This is a genomic window from Aeribacillus sp. FSL K6-1305 (assembly GCF_038050115.1).
Lineage (GTDB): Bacteria > Bacillota > Bacilli > Bacillales > Aeribacillaceae > Aeribacillus > Aeribacillus composti.
Window position 1 is genome coordinate 306,666 of the sequence record NZ_JBBOQV010000001.1, and the last position, 20,001, is coordinate 326,666.

Annotated in this window: 18 protein-coding genes and 1 pseudogene; 14 read left to right on the top strand and 5 right to left on the bottom strand. The window is 40.7% G+C overall.

Features of this window, described 5'->3' with window-relative positions; translation table 11 throughout:
- Positions 1-24: 24 nt before the first annotated feature.
- From NST97_RS01400 to NST97_RS19160, 10 genes and pseudogenes are all read left to right on the top strand, one after another.
- Positions 25-1,383 (top strand): amidohydrolase family protein, encoded by a 1,359-nt coding sequence (locus tag NST97_RS01400; protein ID WP_340733541.1) that lies wholly within the window; start codon positions 25-27, stop codon positions 1,381-1,383.
- Positions 1,376-2,611, top strand: coding sequence for an amidohydrolase family protein (locus NST97_RS01405; RefSeq protein WP_066248770.1), 1,236 nt, complete (start codon positions 1,376-1,378; stop codon positions 2,609-2,611). The genes NST97_RS01400 and NST97_RS01405 overlap by 8 nt, the downstream gene beginning before the upstream one ends.
- 93 nt (positions 2,612-2,704) lie before the next feature.
- A complete protein-coding gene (gene wrbA / locus NST97_RS01410; RefSeq protein ID WP_063386893.1) occupies positions 2,705-3,403 on the top strand; it encodes an NAD(P)H:quinone oxidoreductase in 699 nt (232 codons plus the stop codon).
- Between the two features lie 61 nt (positions 3,404-3,464).
- A complete protein-coding gene (locus NST97_RS01415) occupies positions 3,465-4,490 on the top strand; it encodes an XdhC family protein (protein ID WP_340881277.1) in 1,026 nt (341 codons plus the stop codon).
- Positions 4,491-4,632: 142 nt separating this feature from the next.
- Positions 4,633-4,833, top strand: coding sequence for a hypothetical protein (locus NST97_RS01420; RefSeq protein WP_341342817.1), 201 nt, complete (start codon positions 4,633-4,635; stop codon positions 4,831-4,833).
- A 100-nt stretch (positions 4,834-4,933) separates the two neighbouring features.
- A complete protein-coding gene (locus tag NST97_RS01425; RefSeq protein WP_340881279.1) occupies positions 4,934-5,803 on the top strand; it encodes an FAD binding domain-containing protein in 870 nt (289 codons plus the stop codon).
- Positions 5,804-5,853: 50 nt separating this feature from the next.
- Positions 5,854-8,109 carry a xanthine dehydrogenase subunit D gene (pucD, locus tag NST97_RS01430; RefSeq protein WP_341342818.1) on the top strand — a complete coding sequence of 752 codons (2,256 nt, stop codon included), beginning with the start codon at positions 5,854-5,856 and terminating at the stop codon, positions 8,107-8,109.
- The gene (locus NST97_RS01435; RefSeq protein ID WP_082829479.1) at positions 8,091-8,621 is read left to right on the top strand and encodes a (2Fe-2S)-binding protein; all 531 of its coding nucleotides are present in this window, start codon (positions 8,091-8,093) and stop codon (positions 8,619-8,621) included. The genes pucD and NST97_RS01435 overlap by 19 nt, the downstream gene beginning before the upstream one ends.
- A 171-nt stretch (positions 8,622-8,792) precedes the next feature.
- Positions 8,793-9,161 (top strand): hypothetical protein, encoded by a 369-nt coding sequence (locus NST97_RS01440; RefSeq protein WP_339211675.1) that lies wholly within the window; start codon positions 8,793-8,795, stop codon positions 9,159-9,161.
- Between the two features lie 198 nt (positions 9,162-9,359).
- Positions 9,360-9,431 (top strand): annotated as a pseudogene (locus NST97_RS19160) (IS3 family transposase); the annotation flags it as partial.
- 345 nt (positions 9,432-9,776) lie between these two features.
- On the opposite strand, the gene NST97_RS01445 reads toward NST97_RS19160, so the two are convergent.
- The 5 genes from NST97_RS01445 to NST97_RS01465 form a co-directional block, all read right to left on the bottom strand.
- On the bottom strand, positions 9,777-10,217 hold the full coding sequence (locus NST97_RS01445; protein WP_117016829.1) for a hypothetical protein: 441 nt from the start codon (positions 10,215-10,217) through the stop codon (positions 9,777-9,779).
- A gap of 1,008 nt (positions 10,218-11,225) precedes the next feature.
- Positions 11,226-11,588 carry a hydroxyisourate hydrolase gene (gene uraH, locus NST97_RS01450; protein ID WP_094245585.1) on the bottom strand — a complete coding sequence of 121 codons (363 nt, stop codon included), beginning with the start codon at positions 11,586-11,588 and terminating at the stop codon, positions 11,226-11,228.
- A gap of 271 nt (positions 11,589-11,859) precedes the next feature.
- The gene (uraD, locus tag NST97_RS01455) at positions 11,860-12,369 is read right to left on the bottom strand and encodes a 2-oxo-4-hydroxy-4-carboxy-5-ureidoimidazoline decarboxylase (RefSeq protein ID WP_094245586.1); all 510 of its coding nucleotides are present in this window, start codon (positions 12,367-12,369) and stop codon (positions 11,860-11,862) included.
- Between the two features lie 20 nt (positions 12,370-12,389).
- A complete protein-coding gene (locus NST97_RS01460; RefSeq protein ID WP_341342819.1) occupies positions 12,390-13,712 on the bottom strand; it encodes a nucleobase:cation symporter-2 family protein in 1,323 nt (440 codons plus the stop codon).
- Positions 13,713-13,898: 186 nt separating this feature from the next.
- The gene (locus NST97_RS01465) at positions 13,899-15,515 is read right to left on the bottom strand and encodes a PucR family transcriptional regulator (RefSeq protein WP_094245587.1); all 1,617 of its coding nucleotides are present in this window, start codon (positions 15,513-15,515) and stop codon (positions 13,899-13,901) included.
- A 178-nt stretch (positions 15,516-15,693) separates the two neighbouring features.
- On the opposite strand from NST97_RS01465, the gene allC reads away from it, so the two are divergent.
- The 4 genes from allC (at position 15,694) to NST97_RS01485 (ending at position 19,990) form a co-directional block, all read left to right on the top strand.
- Positions 15,694-16,941: an allantoate deiminase gene (gene allC / locus NST97_RS01470; RefSeq protein ID WP_066249038.1), complete on the top strand. Its 1,248-nt coding sequence runs from the start codon at positions 15,694-15,696 to the stop codon at positions 16,939-16,941.
- Between the two features lie 20 nt (positions 16,942-16,961).
- Complete coding sequence (locus NST97_RS01475; RefSeq protein WP_339195136.1) at positions 16,962-18,206, top strand: pyridoxal-phosphate-dependent aminotransferase family protein; 1,245 nt, start codon at positions 16,962-16,964, stop codon at positions 18,204-18,206.
- 201 nt (positions 18,207-18,407) lie between these two features.
- A complete protein-coding gene (locus NST97_RS01480) occupies positions 18,408-19,130 on the top strand; it encodes an ABC transporter ATP-binding protein (RefSeq protein ID WP_066249032.1) in 723 nt (240 codons plus the stop codon).
- A 14-nt stretch (positions 19,131-19,144) separates the two neighbouring features.
- Positions 19,145-19,990 carry an ABC transporter permease gene (locus tag NST97_RS01485; protein WP_339195139.1) on the top strand — a complete coding sequence of 282 codons (846 nt, stop codon included), beginning with the start codon at positions 19,145-19,147 and terminating at the stop codon, positions 19,988-19,990.
- Positions 19,991-20,001: the final 11 nt, after the last annotated feature.

The window sequence follows — 20,001 nt, forward strand, 5'->3', positions numbered from 1 at the left end:
GTTGGGCAAAAAGGGGAGAAAGCTATGAGTCAACTGCATTTGCTGAATGTTTGTCTGCCGCTTGAAGATCCTGGTTCTCTCTTTGAAATCATCATTAACGATGATCGATATGAAAAAATCACAAAGCAGCCTTCTTATCTTCAGCGCGAAGACTTTAAAACTTTAGAGGCCCTTAACTCATCCTCCGATTCATTCATTGATTGTCAAGGATATGTGTTGCTGCCCGGCTTTGTTGATGCTCATATGCATTTAGATAAAGCCTATTCTCTCAGGAAAGTTCCGAACGCAAGCGGGACGCTTCAAGAAGCAGTAATAAATTACCGGAAGCAATCTCCCCATTTCACGGTGGAAGAAATTGAGTATCGGGCGATGAAAACTGCACTGAATGCACTAAGCCATGGTACAACAGCCATTCGCACACATGTCAATTTTGAATTGCCTTTAGGGGAAGACGTCGTGTTCCGGGCGTTGACAGCTGTTTTAAACGTAAAAGAAAAATTAAAACAATACATTACGATTCAAGTCATTCCAATGTTTTTACTGCCTGACGACGATTCGAAACGAGAGCTGGAATGGATTGAACAAGCGATCAAAATGGGGGCTGATGGAATTGGCGGAGCTCCTCATTTAGCTGAAAACCCTGAGAAGCAAATTGACGGTTTATTTTCATTGGCGGAAAAGTACGACAAACCGATTGATTTGCATGTAGATGAAAGTGATGATCCGAACGTATGCACACTGGATTATATTATCCAAAAAACAATGGAGCGGCAATATCACAATCGCGTTGTAGCCGGCCACCTTTGCTCTTTGGCACCAATGGAACAAGAAAAAGCTCTTTCTTTAATTAAACGGATGGCGGCGGCACAAATTGGAGCGGTGACGCTGCCGGGTGCCAATATGTACTTGCAAGGTCGATTTGATCAAGGGATTGTCCGCCGCGGCGTCACAAGAATTCATGAAATTTTGCAAAGCGGGGCGACGCTTGCAACTGCTTCCGATAATGTTCATGATCCATTTCATCCATTCGGGAAGGCGGATTTGCTGCAAATCGGTTTGCTAACTGCATATGTTGCCCATTTAGGAAGCGGTGAAGGCCTAAAACAAATTATTCGGATGATTACCGAATATCCGGCCAAATTATTAAATTTAAATAATTACGGTGTAAGATGCGGAGCGAAGGCAAGCTTCGTTCTATTAAAAGCTAGATCAGTAGAAGACATCTTTACGAATCTGCCTGTTGAAAGATATGTGTTCCGAAACGGAAAACTGCTCTATCAATCTAAAAAAGCTGAACATTGGAACGATCGCCAGTTGTTGATGTATCAGCACGAGACGGAAAGCCAATATGTAAAATTTGAAAGGAATTTACAATATGTATGACCTTGTATTAGAAAATATCAGACTGCCCAATCAAGAAAGGCATCATTTTATCGGGATTCAAAACGGGATCATTGCTGAAATTTCCCCTTATCCCCTGCAAGGAAAAGCAGTGATAGACGGCTGTGGAGATTTAGCCATGCCGCCATTTGTCGAAACACATATTCATCTTGATACGGCATTTACTGCCGGAGAGCCGAGCTGGAATCAAAGCGGCTCGATATTAGAAGGAATTTTATTATGGAACGAACGGAAGCAAACTTTGACGATGGAAGATGTCTACGAGCGAGCCAGGAAGGCGCTGAATCAATTGATGAAATTCGGTGTTTTATATGTAAGAGCGATCGCGGATATTTCCGATGAACGCCTCGTTGCTTTAAAAACATTGCTGAAGCTGAAATCAGACTTGCAGGACATCATCCATTTGCAAATCATTGCTTTTCCTCAAAATGGTTTACTCTCTTGTCCGGAAAATCAGGAACGGATGCTTGAAGCAATCAAGCTGGGCGCTGACGGGGTCAGTGCTGTTCCTCACTTGGAAAGAACGAGGGAGGAAGGGATCGAATCCATTCAATTCTGCTTTTCTTTGGCTGAAAAATACGGCCTATTTCTTCATTTCTTTTGTGACGAAATCGATGATCCGCAATCGAGGTTTATTGAAACAGTTGCATCATTGGCGATTTCATCAGGACTGGAAGACAAAGTGACTGCAAGTCATGCGTGTGCAATGGCCTATTATCCGGATAATTATGCTGCCAAATTATTAGATTTGATTGCGAGTTCCAAAATTCATATTGTAGCTTGTCCTCTGATCAACACGGCAATGCAAGGAAGATATGATTCCTATCCTAAAGGGCGAGGGATTACGAGAATAAAAGAGATGCTGCAAAAAAATATCAATGTTTGCATCGCCCATGACGATATCATGACCCCGTTTTATCCGTTAGGTAACGGGAATATATTGCAGGCTGCACATATGGCTGCTCATGCAGGTCATTTAACGGGAATGAAGGAATTGGAGGAATTGATTAACATGATATCGATAAACGGAGCCAAAGCTCTGCAAATTAACGATTACGGAATAAAGGTAGGAAATGAAGCAAATATCATTACGTTCCCGGTTGATCATGCTATAGATTTGATTCGCCTTCAGCCCCATTGCCGCTATGTGATAAAGAAGGGCAGAGTTTTGCTTCACACCAATCCGATGGAAACCGTTTTTTATATGTAATTTAAAAGGCTTTGATTCTGTCCCAATACTGATATAGAAATATTCAAATCGGTTTTTATTTGTAATTTTAAAAGGTTAGGAGCAGAAAGCTTTATGGCAAATATTTTAGTTGTTTTTTATAGTGCTTTCGGACATATAAGACAAATGGCGCAATCAGTTTGCGAAGGAGCAAAGGCGATTGAGAAAACAGATGTACGATGTGTAAAAATTCCCGAATTTACTGATCGTTTAATTCCGGCTATTAGAGAAAATCCGTTGATGATTGATAAAAAAGGAATTTCCGCAACATTTCAAATTGGAAAGAGAAAAGAAAATTATGAGCGTGAAAGCGAAAAGCAGAAAATATTTAAAACAGCGGAAATAGAAGATTTCCACTGGGCAGATGGAGTGATATGGGGATTTCCGACGTATTTTGGATCGATGCCGTCCCAAGTTAAATATTTTTTAGAAACTATCGGCGACCTTTGTGTGGAAGGCGTACTGGAGGGAAAGCCCGCGGGCATCTTTACAAGCGCTGGTTCCATTCATTCCGGGCATGAAGCGGCCATCTTAACATCCATCGTACCGCTTCTCCATTTCGGAATGATCATTATCGGATTACCTTATACTCAAAATCCGGAATATTTAACGGACGCCCCCATTGGCGGAACTCCGTATGGACCAACAGTTTTAGCCGGCCCTGATGGTTCGCGAAAGCCGTCTGATGAAGAATTAAAAATGGCCGGTCGCCTGGGGAGAAACGTGGCGTATATTGCCAACGCATTGTGTATGCAAAGAGAAAGAAACAGTTGATGATTGCGTTTGAACAAAACAATCATTCTCATTACTTTTCTTTCATAAGAGGGGAATTGTTATGGACTATATCCATGAAATTTTAAAGATTGCAACAACTGAGCCAAAAAAAGCTGTGCTTGCCACTATTATTGATGTGGAAGGCTCCTCTTACCGAAAAGAAGGAGCAGCAATGCTGATTCAGGAGGATGGGGAAACAATCGGCGTAATAAGCGGCGGTTGCCTTGAAAATGACCTGCAAGAAAGGGCGAAGCTTTTGCTTGAGGGCGAGTCGCAATGTATCGTATATGACTTGAAAAGCGAAGATGACTTGTCGTGGGGAAAAGGCGCCGGCTGCAACGGCGTCATACGCATCCTGTTGGAGTGCATCGATGACCGTTTGCGAAAGCATTTATCCCGGCTGCATGATTTGCTTCAAAACGGCAAGGACGTTTTCATCCTAAAACAACTCGGCAAAAATTTTTCCGTAAGCAATTATTTATTTTTTACAGAAGACACGGAAACGTTCGGGGAATGGGCTGGTGCGGTGCCGAAACAAATCGATGCCATAGCTGCGCAAGAGAAAAGCGGATTAGTTTGGGTCAATGAACTGTCCTCATATGTATATGTTCAGCGATTTGAGCCTAAACCGAGATTGATTATTTTCGGTGCCGGTTCGGATGCTGTACCACTGTCGCATTTCGCTTCGCGGACCGGTTTTTCGGTTATCGTTAGTGATTGGAGAGAAGCGTTGTGCAATAGATGGCGTTTTCCTGATGCCGATCAGCTTATCATCGCTTTCCCGCGGGAAGCGGCAACGAAAATATCTTTTTCCCCCCGCGATTTTGTTGTGCTGCTGACTCACCAATTTCAACAGGATCAAGAGCTTTTAAAGCTGTTGTTGCAGCAAAACCTGCGATATATCGGGGTCATCGGTTCAAAAGAACGGACAAAACGCTTGCTGGGAGATCAGGAAATTCCCCGAAACGTTCATTCACCTGTCGGCTTGTCTATTGGGGCAGAAGGCCCTGAAGAAATCGCGATCAGCATTTTAGCAGAATTAATTCAATTGACAAAGCTTCGATCTCCTCAGAAGGTGCGTGCATAATGAAGCCGCAATCACATTTCACAAAAAACCAGGCGCTAATCGGAATGCCAAAGTCACTTGACCAATAGACGAACCGATGGTTATGTACCGACGCGGTATCTAAACTTGTCAAGCCCCTTTTTAGAGTTCTTTTAAAGGCGGCTTGGAAAAGTCGATAGCAGAGCAAGCGGTGCAATTGCACAAAACAGCCGTTTATTCAACTGGAAATCATCAACGATCTCATTTTTCAATACGAAACTTGATACGCAGCAATAAGTTGTTTGATGAGGATGCTGCCAAGCTGGATCGCTTGCCGAGTCCGCCGATTTTGTTATCCCTATTTAAGGAAGCGGACAGGCGATAATGGTGCACAATCGGTCAAATGCGGACGTCCACAAGGCATTTCCGTTTCCTATCGCAATATGGTTGCAAAAGCACGTTATTTTACTATCAAAGGAAGGGGGATGAAGTTGAAAACATTGTCCTCAAAAATATGGATGCCAACAGATTTAAGAGAAGCATGGCGATTGCGGCAGCTATTGCAATTAGAATCACACTTTATAGCCGGCGGAACATTATGGCAAACAAAATGGGAAAAAGGAGCACCGCAGCCATCTCATTTAATCAGCCTTGAGAACATAAAAATTTTAGAAGCGATATATGAAAAAGAAGATGGCGGCCAAAACTTTCTTCACTTGGGGGCGCTTATCCGATTGGCTGACTGCCTCCGCTATCCCATTATAAAAGCGAAATGGCCTTTATTGACCAAAGCTGTCAAGACCATTGCTGCACCAGCCGTGCGCAATCTTGGAACGATTGGCGGAAACGTCGCCTCAACAATTGGTGATGCCATCCCCGCCCTGTTAGTGATGGAAGCGAAAATCGGTTGTTTTGATGGGGACGACATAAAAAAAATCGATTTAGACCATTGGTTGAATGAAGAATTCAAGGATGATCTTATAACGGAAATAGTGGTGCCGGAAATTTCAGCTCCGCCATCATATGTCCATTTTTATCAAAAAATTGGGAGGAGAGAGGCGTTTTCAGGCTCTGTCGTCACCATTGCAGGGATAATCGGCCAAAATGACAACGGAACAATTGACTTTGCGCGGTTGGCAGCAGGCGGAGGCGAGAATCGTCCAAGGCGATTAAGAATAACGGAGCAATTGCTGGCCGGACGCAAGGTTGAGTCCGCTTTGCTAAAAAAGGTGCATGAGGCGGTCTTTTCTGAATTTCAACCTGCCGGCGATGCATTTTTTTCAGCGGATTACCGCAGGCGGGTCGCCGCCAACATAGTCATAGCAGAATTAAAAAAATTAGAGGAGAAAGATTAATATATTCAGATACGAGCTTTTTCAATTTGGATTATGAAGAAGGGAAGGGATTGAGATTGAAACAAGTGTGCATCAGACCTGACGGAGTAGAAAAAGTAACTGGACATTTAAAGTTTTTAACAGATCTTTCGTTTCCGAATATGCTGTTTGCAAAAATTTTGCGAAGCGAATATCCGCATGCCAATATCGTTTCGATCTCAACGGAAAAAGCGGAGGAATTGCCGGGAGTTCGGGCTGTCATTACTAGCAAGGATGTTCCAGGTTTAAACGGGTTTGGCTTAATCTTTCCTGATCAGCCTGTTTTATGCAAAGATAAAGTTCGTTTTGTCGGCGATGCTGTCGCGGCTGTTGCTGCGGAAACAGAGGAAATCGCCGAAGCGGCGCTTCAGCTGATCGAAGTGGAATATGAGCCGCTGCCGGTTGTTGATGATCCGGAACAGGCTATGCTCCCTTCTTCTCCGCAGCTCCATCCGAACGGGAATATCCTACACCAAGCATCTTATCAAAGCGGCAATGTGGAAGAAGCATTTCAATCATGCGACTGTATTGTAGAGGAAACGTATCAACTTCCAAGGCAAATGCATGCGTACATGGAAACAGAGGGCGGGGTGTTTGTTCCGGAAAAAGACGGCACTTTGACGGTGTATGCCGGCACTCAGCATGGATATAAAGACCGATATCAATTAGCCCGCATTTTAAATATGCCGGAAGAAGACATCCGCGTCGTCTCAAGCCCGCTTGGCGGCTCTTTTGGCGGAAAAGACGAATTAAACATCCAGCCGTACGGAGCCTTATTGGCGCTGAAAACGGGATTTCCTGTAAAAATTCATCAAACGAGAAGGGAATCGGTGCGGTCAGGTATCAAAAGGCATCCGATGAAAATTAAAATGAAAACAGGTGCGAAAAAAAACGGCAAAATCATCGCCCATCAAGTGCGAATTATAGCGGATACCGGCGCATATGCAACGTTAGGCCCCGCAGTATTGGATTTTGCGGTTGAACATGCAGCAGGCCCATACATGATCCCGAATATTCAAGTTGAAGGCTATTCGGTTTTTACGAATAACGGCGTTGCCGGTGAATTTAGAGGCTTTGGTGGAAACCAAGTAACCTTCGCATTGGAAGGGCAAATCGATCGCTTGGCGGTCACGCTTGGAATGAGTCCGCTTGAACTCAGACAAAAAAATCTGCGCAAGGCACATGATCCCGGGCCTGTCGGGCAAAAAATCGCCCCAACTGACGGCGCTCAACAAGTTTTAAAACAGATCAGCCAATCGAAACTATTAAACAGCCGCCGAAAACAAGATCATAACGGCTTGATTAAGACAGGCGTGGGGGTGGCAATCACCATGCACGGCGGAGGGCTGGGCTATGGACGTTTAGATCCGGCTGGCGGGAGAATTTCATTGAACGAGGAAGGAAAAATCGAAATTGCTTTTGGGTTTGAAGAATTTGGCCAAGGCTTGCTCGCAGTGATTGAACAAATTGCCATTCAAGCAATAGGCTGCTCCCGAGAGGATTTACACATTGTCATCGGCGATACGGACAAAGTCCCGCGTTCAGGCTCATCAACTGCTTCAAGGGGTACGAGCATGGTTTGGCAAGCCATTCAACGGATGAAAGCTCCGTTTCAAAACAACTTGTTGGAAAGAGCCTCGCAATGTACGGATGTGCCCGTCAGTCAATTAAAAATAGGCGAAAAAGGTGTTTGGCACCAAGATGAGCTGCTGATTTCATACAAAGAACTGGCAAAACAAACGATAGACAAGCCGCTGATCATTGAAACTCGATTTGACTTTCCTGCAACCCCTTGCTCCATACCAGGCGGACATTTTTTATATTCGTTTGCAGCTTGTGCCGTTAAGGTGGAAGTGGATCTGGCAACTGGATTTGTTCGTGTAAAACATTTAGAGCAAGCCGTTGCCGCTGGTCCTGTTATTTTTCCGCAAGGATATTTGGGACAAATTGAAGGCGGATCCGTGATGGCGTTAGGCTATACATTATCGGAAGAAGCGCTGATAGAAAACGGAACATATGTAACGGAAAATTTTGATACGTATTTAATTCCGACGATAAAAGATGTCCCCCTTTCGATTGACATCACCGCAATCGAGGAGTTGTGCGAAGAGGATGAATATGGGCCAAGAGGCGTCGGGGAAATTGGCACGGTTGCTGTTGCCCCTGCCATCGCAATGGCCATTTATGATGCGACTGGCATCTGGGTGAATAGGCTGCCGGTATCAAGGGAAGAAATCGTCAATAAGATGATGGAAACGGAGATGAGCAAATGGCTGACAAGCAAATGAGCGCAAGCATAAAATTACCGTCTGAAGAACGAATGCGCATGTCGATTTTTGTGAATGGCAAAAAGAAAGAGCTTGAGATTCATCCGGCCGCTCGGCTAGTTGACATTTTAAGAGAGCAGCTGCATCTGACTGGCACAAAGATTTCCTGCGGAATTGGCCGCTGCGGCGCCTGCTCTGTCATCATGAACGGCAGGCTAGTGAATGCCTGTTTAGTTAGAGCTTATCAAGCAAATGAAAAAGAAATTGTTACAATTGAAGGACTTGCGGAAAAAGGGCTTCATCCGATTCAGCAGGCGTTTTTGGAAGAGGGAGGTTTCCAATGCGGATATTGCACCCCAGGAATGATTATGGCTGTCAAAGCGATTTTGGATCAATATCCGAATCCAACTAGTCAGCAAATAGTTGACGGTTTATCAGGAAATCTTTGCCGATGCACAGGCTACTCCGGTATTATTAGAGCAGTTCAAAAGCTTGCTGAAAAAGAAACTTCTCGCTTAGACAGCAAATGTTAAGAAGGCGGAGCAGTTCGGCGATTTTTTTTAACATGATCAGTTGAAAGAAATTATAGATTTTAGCGTTTTTCGGCTTGTTTCCTTGTCTGCAGCGTTAAAAATTTATGGCTATCGCCGAATGAAATTCGTCATACATCGAAAATAAGTGGCTCATAAACGAATATATGCCTGATGAAAACAGACGGTATTCAATCTGTGATTCGTTGTAAAAAGAACCGTTACGTTTCATCATCAGCGGTGCATGTGGCTGAGAATGTATTAAATCGCAAATTTACAGCAAGTAAGCCAAATGAAAAATGGCTGACGGATGTCACGGAATTCAAGAAAGGAAACGGTAAAAAAGCGTATTTGAGTGCAATTCTAGATCTGTATAGTTATGTATTAGGGCATTCGAACAATCATCAACTTGTGTTTCAAACAGTTGATCACGCTATCGCAAGGGTCAAGTCCAACCCTGCCCTAGATTCCTGGCAAATCAAACCGCTGCTTTTTTTACACAACATTCAGGACTTAATCTATCACAAGTTTAAAAGAACATAAACAACTTTTGATTTATAGTACATCTCATGGGCTTGAGAAGCGAATAATCGAAGCAAAGCGAACACATAGTATGTCAAGAGTGGGACGCTGCATGGAAAACGACCCAATGGAATCTTTTTGGGCAACCTGAACGTGTGAAAGGTATGATCTGAAGCGATATGAAACGTTTAAAGCGTTACAACAAGCGATTAAGAGTTTTATAATAACAAACGCTATCAAGAAAAATTAAACGGCTTAAGCCCATTAGAATTTAGAGCTCAAGCCGTTTAAAGCAATTTTATGATTTCCATTGTCTGCTTGACAGGGGACAGTTCAACTTTTGGACAATCCCTTTAAGAAAGTTATTTTCTTTTTAATAAAATAGCTAATATCAATGATGTTTGTAGAGAAATGATAATTAAAAGAGATAGTATTAATTCACTATCTAAAGAAGTATCATAATTAAGTATATAAAATAAAATGACCGATACAACTAGAATAAGAATAAAGTTGGCAATCGTTTGTATCATAGATTTACCACTCCAACTAGATTAATAAGATAAAGTTAATGCGTATGATTTTGTATCTGTTTTTGGAGTTGACGTGATTGATAAACCTGCTGGATAAATTGATATACTAGGTGTTCCAGCAATTCTTTGATGACCATATTCCGTTTTTAGCATTTTTTGATTTAGGAACATATACATATTGACCAATGTACCCTTTGTGTTTTGTATGACTAGTAGAAGGTTTTAAATCATATGAGCCAGCCACACCAGCACTTGGCTCCCAATTACTCGGAGAATACTTAATTGAATAATCAATCGAACGTCCATTTCCTTGAGGATCTTGAGAATATCTATGTTGGTGCTGTTTTACTGTTCCTCCGCTAGTTGGTAGATATAATCCTGAATTTGAAGGGAAACCAATAGTCATTTTATCAACTAAATGAAAAGAAGGTGTTTTTAACCATTGAAAGTTACCATATATATAAAATTTATCTTCTTTTGAACGATCACTAGTTACTTTATATACTGTTCCACCTAATTTTAAAGTTGAAGAAGCAATAGTTCCCATAGTACTAATTTGTCCTGGTTTAACATCTTTTGGTTCATATATAGTAATAATTTCTGATCCAGAATCTATAACTTTAGCTTCCTCTTCAATTAATTGTCTAGCAACTTCAATGGGCAGAGCATCAGCTTCTTCTTGAGTGTTGCCAACTTCATTTACAGATAGTTTAATTCTTCTTGTGTAAGACTTTCTTCATTAACATTTGCATCGTTTTCTGCAGCAAATTCTACTAAATTTAGGGAAAATAAAAATGCAATTACATAAACCTATTTTCTTAAGCATTTTAAAATCCTACTTATTTCTGATTTTTTAAAATATTAACACATTTACTAGTCTTTTTACAATATTAAAAAATTTATCCTCATATCCAAAGTGTTTGTTGAATGTAAAATAAAAGTAGCGAACCGCATTATTATGGGCGTAAGCCTGTTTGCTGATAGCCTGATGTATTTTATAGAGGAGATGAACGTAAATAGTAAATTTGAATATATATTGATGAGTTCCGTTTTTTCACGTTTTTCATATGGTCTTCTTTCATGCGCATGAAGGTTGCGTCTTTATCCGTTTTAGAATAGCTGTTACGGTTGCCAAAGATTTCTTTTTGTTCCTTGTATTTAACCTGCCGTAGGATAAAATCTTCTCGAATTTGCTTCACAAATTTCTTTCATTGACTGCGCTTATGTTGCTTGTCCTTATGTATGTTTGTATCTGTTTCCTTTTCGATTTCTTCTGATAACTTTTCCACTTTTTCTTCTAATTTCTTAGCGGCTTCCTCTAGGTTTGGTTCTCATCTTTATCTGTTTTGATTGTTTTTCTTTTGTTTCGCTCCAGCTTCCAATTGTTGCTCATAAAATCGTCCTTTCTGAAATATTGTGAGGCAACTTTCTTTTACTAGAAGGGACGATTTTTTTTGCTTTTTTAAATAAAGGGAGCCTCCCAAAAGTCAGTAACGCTGACTTTTGGAAGGCCCCGTTTTTTCATGACGTTGTTGAAGAAAGTATTTGTATCCGATTAACTTCCCCGATACACTTGATACCCCCACGGTGAAATAAGCAATGGAACATGATAATGGGCATTTGCATCAGAAATGCCGAAGCGGACGACGACGTGATTAAGAAACAGCGGCTCCTTCAAGGATAAACCTTTGTTTTTAAAATAATCTCCAATGTAAAACAGAAGTTCATAAGTTCCCGGTGTTAATTGCTGCTCAGTGATGAGCGGTTCGTCAACCCGACCGTTTTCGTTTGTGAATGCGGTTTTGAGCAGCTGTTTTTCCGTTTCGTTTTGATCTGTAACAGAAAATAGCTCGATTTTGACGTTTTGTGCAGGCGTACCGTGAGTTAAATCTAAAATATGTGTTGTTAATCCTTTCATATTCCATCTCCTTATTGACCTTTTTATTTGCCTCGTTTTTCATTTTGGAAGCCCGTTTTGTTACTTTGGAAGCGCTTGTCTGACGGGGCATGGCATTTGAATCACGGCTTTCTTTCACTATTTAACAAGCGTGTAATTTCTTTGGTTATTATTTCTCAGCAGATTCAGTTGTACCGCCATTTATGGCGCTTAAAAAGAATATGGCTTCGTACTGTGCAAAAGATCAAAAATAACGAAAGTCAATTTGTTCTATCAAAATGGAATGTACGTGTCAGCATAGGTTTCTCTCTTCTTTCACTATATCCTTCAGTCGAAAATAGGCAATTTTTTTAATTTCTGCTATTGCTTGCTCTATCTCTGCTTCCGCATTGTTTTTGATTCGCTGTTCAATCGATGCAAATATTTCCTGCTTTGTTTTGCCGCGCACAGCCAAAATAAACGGGAATTGAAATTTTTCCATATACGTTTCGTTTAATTTTAACAATCGATCGAATTCTTCATCTGTCAGTTTTTGCAGCCCCGCTTTTTGTTGTTCTGTTTGCGAAAATCGGGTCATTTTTGTTCTTGCGCCTAAAGCAGGGTGATTGCGAATAAGCGCCAATTTTTCGTGTTCGTCAGCTTGATCCACGATCTCAGCCATTTTGGAAAAAAGCGATTGCACGGAAGAAAACGGGCGGAATTTTTCTGCTTTTTCTGCCACCCATGTTGAATCTTCAAATATCCCGCCTAGCTTCTCAATAAATTCAGCCGCACTGAGTTGGTTAACTTGTTCTATGTCCATTCGGCTTTCTCCTTTCGTTTTTAAAATTTGATCGTTGTCGGTTTTAACTGTTCGGCAGCAGAAGATTTTTTCAGTGAGAAATGGTGAAAAAATAAGTTTAAAAAGATGGCTGTAAGACTGCCTGTTATAATCCCATCACTAAAAAGAATTCGCAGCATAGGCGGCAGCTGTGCAAACAAATCAGGAACAACTGTGGAACCCAATCCGAGGGAAATGGAGCAGGCAATTACTAACAAATTGCTTTGCTGTTGAAAATCAACAGTGCTTAACATTTTAATGCCTGAAGAAACGACCATGCCAAACATGATCACCATTGCTCCCCCTAATACAGATGTTGGGATCATCGTAGCAAAAGCAGCAATTTTCGGAATAAATCCAAGGGTGACAAGTATAAAGCCGGCAACGATCGCAACGCTTCTCGTTTTTATATTTGTCAGCTGCACAAGTCCGACGTTTTGAGCGAACGTGTTGTACGGGAAAGCGTTCAAAAAACCGCCGATGATGAAAGCCAATCCTTCGGCACGATATCCGCGCGCAAGATCTTGGTCGCTAAGATCTTTTCCGCAAATTTTGCTTAGGGCTAAAAAAGCGCCAGTCGATTCAATCATGATGACAATGCCCACTAATGTCATTGTTAAGATCGGCACAAGCTCAAAAGTAGGTGGACCGAAATACAAAAATTTCGGAGAATGAATCCATGAAGCTTGCATTACTTCTTTCACATCAACCTCTCCCATAAAAGCCGCGGCGATCGTACCCGCGATAATCCCGATAAGCACAGAGATTGCCCGAAAAAAGCCTGTGAAAAATCGATTCATAAACAAAATCAAAAGAAAAACCCCAAATGAAAGGAGCAAATTTTCCGGATCGCCAAATTTCGGACTTCCTGCACCGCCCGCCATGTTTTTAATCCCGACCGGTATTAAGGACAGCCCTATAAGGGTGACAACTGTACCTGTCACGACCGGCGGGAACAATAATCTTGTTATTTTGCCAAAGAGCGGAGCAAAAAGAATAATGAATATTCCTGCGGCAATGATCGATCCATAGATTGCATTGATGCCGTACTCTTTTCCGATCCCGATCATCGGTGTAACAGCAACAAATGAAGCACCTAATATGGCAGGTAAACCAATGCCGAAATATTTTGTTTTGAACGCCTGCAGCAGGGTGGCGATTCCGCATGTCAATAAATCAATCGCAACTAGATATGACAGCTCCTGCGTCGAAAGGTTTAACGCTCCTCCGACAACAAGAGGAACAACAATGGCGCCTGCATACATCGCCAGTACATGCTGCAAACCAAGTGAAAAAAGATGAATTCCTCCATTTTTATTTGTCAAGTGACCTCTCCTCCTCTTATGTAAAAAAATCTAACATTAGATGTTATTTGTTTTTCATAATAAAAGAACGATGTAGTGAAGTCATTGGTTGAATTACATAATCGTTTTTGCAAAATTTAGTTAATGTATCTAAAACTTTATAGACAAATTACATTTTCATTTACTAAAGCTCTTGCCTCAATTTTTTTATAATTGAAGCAAATTTTTTATGCGGAATGCCAAGCGGAGGCTAATAGTGGCTTCTGGATCCTTTAAGCTTTTTCCGATGAGCTCCTCGCATTTTTCTAATCGATAGATCACCGTATTGCGATGAACGAAAAGCTTTTTGGCTGTTTCAGAAATTTGACAATGATTTTCCAAAAATAAAAACAACGTTTGCAGCAGAGCCTGTTTTTCAGTGTCTGCCGGGTCTGAAAGGTTTGTCAAAATCTGTTCGTAAAAATCAATCAGCTCTTCTTTTGGAATCATTTTCAATAACGTATAAATATCTTTTTTCTTATGAATTTGAATGAATTCTTGATTTCCGGAATACTGTTCTTCTTCCAGCACTTCCAACGCTTCTTTATAGCCTTTTTTTACATCTAAAAATTGTTGGCAAAGACTGCCGATGCCGAATGAGACAGTCCGTTGGAACCTGCTTCTAATTTTCGCTTGCAATTCCTTTAAAAACGGCATGATGGAAGAATGAAGCTCCAGCCATGATTTTTGAATCGGGAAGAGCAAAATGCCTACGTTCCCCTTCACAAAAAAATGAACAGGATTTGGGAACGCATCAGCTTCTTTTTCCATAAATTCAAAAATCCGTTCATTTTCTTTATGGAATTGTGTAAACGTTAATGATTTTTTTCTTTCATCCAATTTTCCTGCTGCACAAAAATACGATTGATCATTGCGAATTTTAAATTCTTTTGCTTTAATGACAATCTCTTCTTTTGATTGAAAGGCGCCATCTGTAAAATTGATAAAAAATTCATTTTGAACTTTTCGTTTATGTTGTTTAAGAGCATTTTTTTTCATCAATTCAAATGAAATGACATTTGTCGCTTGTTCAATCGTCAACACAAGCGAAGGACTGTGAAAAGGAATGGCATCAAAAACAATTAAACATCCGCTGTTGCTTTCATGAGTGTAAATGGGAAAAACGGAAACAGTTCGTTTACTAGAAATAATGGAAAAACAAGTGTAAGAGCTTGGCTGTAAGAAAAAGCGAAATCCGTCTGTGTACATTTCCTCGATTTCCGGCAGACTCGATGTAACGGAAGATGAAGAAGCAATCATTTGAAAGTGCTGATCCAACAGTAAAATTGGACAGCCGATCAAGTTTGCCAAATTTTCCAGTAATGAGACGAGCCCTTTTCCTCTTAAAATATGGTTTGTAAATTGCTGATGGATTTCAATCGCATTGAGCAATTCGTTTGTCCGTTTGTCCAATATATAGCTTAATGTCTGGTTCACAACTTCCCCTAACGTAACCTCAATCGGCAATTCAATAATTGGGAAATTTTTTTCATTTGCATACTTCAGGCAAGCCTCCGGAATTTCTTCCAAAAATCGCTTCATTTTAATTGCCAACCCTGCACATTGCTGATCCGCCATATTTTTGATGAGTGCGAGCAGATCATTCGGATTGTCTTTTAAATGAAAGGCAGTTGTTACAAGCAGTTCATTCGCTTTAAGGAAATCGATGATATCCGGTGCATCCATCATATTGACGCTGAAAACTTCTCGATCTTTTCCGTTATGGCCGGCGATGAGCTTGGCATTTTTCATAACGGGAATTTTTAATATTTCGGAAATTTTCATTTTTTCAGCCCCTTTGTCTTCAAATTTTAGTGAACATGCACAAAAGATGGTGAAATTTATATCAAAATTGCCAATGTATATGAAAAAGAATAACGATAAAATAAAGTAAATTCACATTTTATGGAACAAAATGTAACAAGGATATTTGCTCATTTTGAATAGAAAAGAGGGAAGAGATATGACAGTTCATTTACTTGGGCCCATTCAGCTTGAAGAGGAAGTTGAAAGGCTGATCGAATGGCTTGCAACATTCGGTAAAACGGAAAAAGGCGGAGTTACCCGGCTGTTATATAGCGAACAATGGCTGTCAGCGCAGGAAGCGTTGAAGGAGAAAATGGAGGAATGCGGATTAGCTCCATATTTTGATGACGTCGGCAACTTGTTCGGCCGAGCAGAAGGATCATCTCCATCCTCCAAAACAATCTTAACTGGTTCGCATATCGATACGGTTATTGAAGGAGGAAAATATGACGGCGCATACGGCATTATTGCCGGCTTGTTGGCGACTCATTATTTATTAAAGCGTTTTGGAACACCAAAAAAAACGATTGAGGTCGTATCCTTATGTGAAGAGGAAGGCAGCCGGTTTCCGCTTACATTTTGGGGGTCAGGCTCTGTAACGGGGAGGCGCTCTTTTAAACATATACAAAAAATTGTTGATTCTAAAGGGATTTCGTTTGTGCAAGCAATGAATGAATGCGGTTTTGGACAGGAAAGATTTCGCCAGCCATTTCGAAACGATATTCAATGCTTTATTGAGCTGCACATCGAACAGGGCTCTGTGTTAGAAAAAAAGAAAAAATCGTTGGGCATTGTCAGCGACATTGTTGGACAGCGCCGCTATCAAGTAAAGGTTGTCGGTGAAAGCAACCATGCAGGAACAACCCCGATGTCCTGCCGGAAAGATGCGGTGGCCATTGCCTCTGAACTGATTACCTATTTAATGAAACAAGCCAAACAGGTGTGCGACCAACTAAGAGTGACCGTCGGCAAAATAAAGGTTGAACCTAACGTTCCGAATGTGATTGCAGGTGAAGTCGTTTTTACGATCGATATCCGTCATCACGAAGAAGAACTATTGGAGCAATTTTGTTCAACATTTTCACGTCATTTTAAAAATGTGAGCGCACAATACAATGTCGATATTTTGTTAAATGAATGGCTGAACGTCAAGCCGGTCAAAATGGATCAACAATTGCTGAGACTGTCAAAAGAAATTGCAGAAGAGCAAAATCTGTCTCATGAAATCTTGGTTAGCGGAGCGGGACATGATTCGCAAATGTTCGGAACCTATTGTCCGACTGCGCTTTTTTTTGTCCCGAGTCATAACGGAATCAGCCACTCGCCGAAGGAATATACCGCAGCGGCTCATTTAGAAAGCGGCGTTAAGTTTTTAATCCATTATTTATATAGATTGGCATATTAAAAGAAAGGATTGTGGACGAAATGAAATTTCTGCCTCTACAGACACCTAATAGAACGATCATGACACCGGGGCCTGTTGAAGTCGATCCGAGAGTTTTGCAGGCGATGAGTACGCCGATTTTAGGCCAATTTGATCCTGCATTTACTTCGATCATGAATGAAGTAATGGAAATGCTTCGCTATTTATTTCGTACGGACAACCAATGGGCGTTCCCTATCGATGGAACCTCCAGATCGGGCATTGAAGCGATGCTGGCGAGCATTATCGAACAGGGCGATAAAGTGCTGATCCCGATATACGGCCGGTTCGGCTATTTATTAACCGAAATATGCGAACGTTACGGGGCTGATGTCACTACAATTGAGCGTGAATGGGGAACGGTGTTTGACCCGGAGGATGTAATTAGAGAAATAAAGAAGGTTCAGCCGAAAATAGTCGCGATCGTCCATGGGGAAACCTCAACGGGGTGCATGCAGCCGCTTGAGGAGATCGGGAAAGCTTGCCGGGAGATGGATGTAATTCTTGTAGTCGATGCGGTTGCGACAATTGGAGGAACGGACGTGAATGTCGACGAATGGCAGCTTGACGGCGTGATCGGCGGGACGCAAAAATGCTTATCGGTTCCATCAGGGATGGCTCCCATCACATATAATGACAGAATTGAAAAAATCGTTTTGTCGCGTAAAAAGGTAGAAAGAGGAATTCGGACGGAATTGGATCAGCAAATGGCCACAGGTCAAACAATTATTAGCAACTATTTTGATTTAAGCCAGCTTCAAGATTATTGGAGCCCGCGGCGATTAAATCATCATACGGAAGCTACATCAATGCTTTACGCATTGCGTGAAGGCTTGAGGCTTATTATGGAGGAAGGATTGGATAATCGATTTGCACGCCACCGCCTCCATGAACGGGCATTAATGGCCGGGCTGGAAGCAATGGGGCTCACATTGTTCGGCGATAAACGCTTTAAACTGCCGACCGTCACATGCGTCAACATACCGCAGGGCGTCGATGGAGAATCCGTGCGCCGCATGCTGCTGGATGAATTCGGGATTGAAATTGCCAGCTCGTTTGGCCCGCTCCACGGAAAAATCTGGAGGATCGGTACAATGGGCTACAGCTGCCGCAAAGAAAATATTCTCAAGCTGCTGACAGCATTGGAGGCAGTTCTCATCTATCACGGTGTTCGCATAAACAGAGGTGAAGGAGCACAAGCAGCGCTGAATATGTATGGGAAACAAAAAAGTAAAGTATCATCTTAGATATTTATGATACTTTTTAACATGTTGATCGAACAATTGTTACCAAAAACAGTTGTTCGATTTTTTTAATTTTTGATATTTTACACAAAATCTTTTTTAATTTTTATTTATTTTGACAGTGGATAAATCAAAGAATTACGTATAATATACCAATATAGTTTCATTTTGCGTTAATAAAAGTTACATAAAGGGATGAGAAATATGACATTGATAGTTGAAAATGTAAAAAAGTTTTATAATGATCATCTTGTTTTAAAAGGGATAAACCTTACTGTTCAACCGCATGAATTTATTTGTGTATTGGGAAGCAGTGGCGGCGGAAAATCAACTCTATTAAATTTGATTGCGGGATTTATTAAACCAGATGAAGGAGTGATTAAGGTAAACGGATCTTTTGTAACAAAACCTTCCAAGGAAAGAGGAGTCGTTTTTCAAGATCATGCACTATACCCTTGGTTCACTGTTTTAGAAAATATCGCTTTTGGACCAATCGTGCAAGGGATGCCAAAAAAGAAAGCATTGGAAAAAGCATTACGTTATATAGAATTAATTGGTTTATCAGACTATGCAAACCATTATCCTGAACAACTTTCAGGAGGTATGAAACAACGCGTCGGCATTGCAAGAGCTTTAGCCGGAGAACCTGAAATTTTGTTAATGGACGAGCCTTTTGGAGCGTTAGATATGTTTACCCGTGAAAATATGAGAACTGAACTAATTCGTATATGGAAAGAAGTAAAGCCTACTATTATATTTATTACCCATGATTTAGCTGAAGCTGTCTATCTTGCAGATAGAGTGATTGTCATGAAAAATGGAATGATTGCTACAGAATTAGAGATTCATTTACCCCGTCCTCGAAATTATCGTGATCCTGAATTTAGTATTTTGATGGAGAATTTAGAAGAGCATTTTGTCAGCTAGTTAGGAGGAAGCTTATGAAAAATATGGCGGCCAGACAAGAAGCAGTTTCTGTCTATACGAAAAAAGTGGGCAAGGTTAGAAATAAAAAATATTTACATGCTATTCCAATAATTGCTTTTTTTGTTTTATGGGAAGTCATTACAAGATTAAATATAAATTTTTCCATAGTAAATCCCGTTTTTTTTCCACCGCCTTCACTTATATTTCTAAATGGTGTAGAACTATTTCATTCAGGATTAATTATAGACAGTATTGTGTCGAGTACGATCCGAATAGTAATTGGCTTTGCAATCGGAGTTCTTCTCGGGGTGATTGCCGCATTATTGATAGGAAGGGTAGAGAAGATTGAATTTTGGTTTATGCCTGTCTTTAACATGATCGGTCCTATTCCAGCTTTAGCGTTGCTGCCTTTATTTATTATTTGGTTCGGAATTGGCGAAATTCCAAAAATTATATTAATTGCTTGGACAACATTTTTTCCAGTTATGACGAATACAATTGATGGAATTAAAAGTGTTCATTCTTCTTATATTCGTTCTGCATTAAGCTTAGGCGCAAATGATAGACAAATATTTAAGAAAATTATTATTCCGTCAACATTACCAAATATTTTTACTGGATGTCAAATAAGTTTAGGATTGGCTTTTTCAGCATTAGTGGTTTCAGAAATGATGGGTGCAAAAAGTGGTTTAGGGTATATTATTGTGGACGCTCGAAACTATATGAAAATTTTAAATATGTATGTAGCTATTATTTTAATAGGTATTGAATATAGTCTTTTTTCCTTGTTATTAAAAGTGATTGAGAAAAAACTATTGAAATGGAGAACAGGCGGATTTGAAAATGCTGTAGAAAAATAATAAGGGAGGAA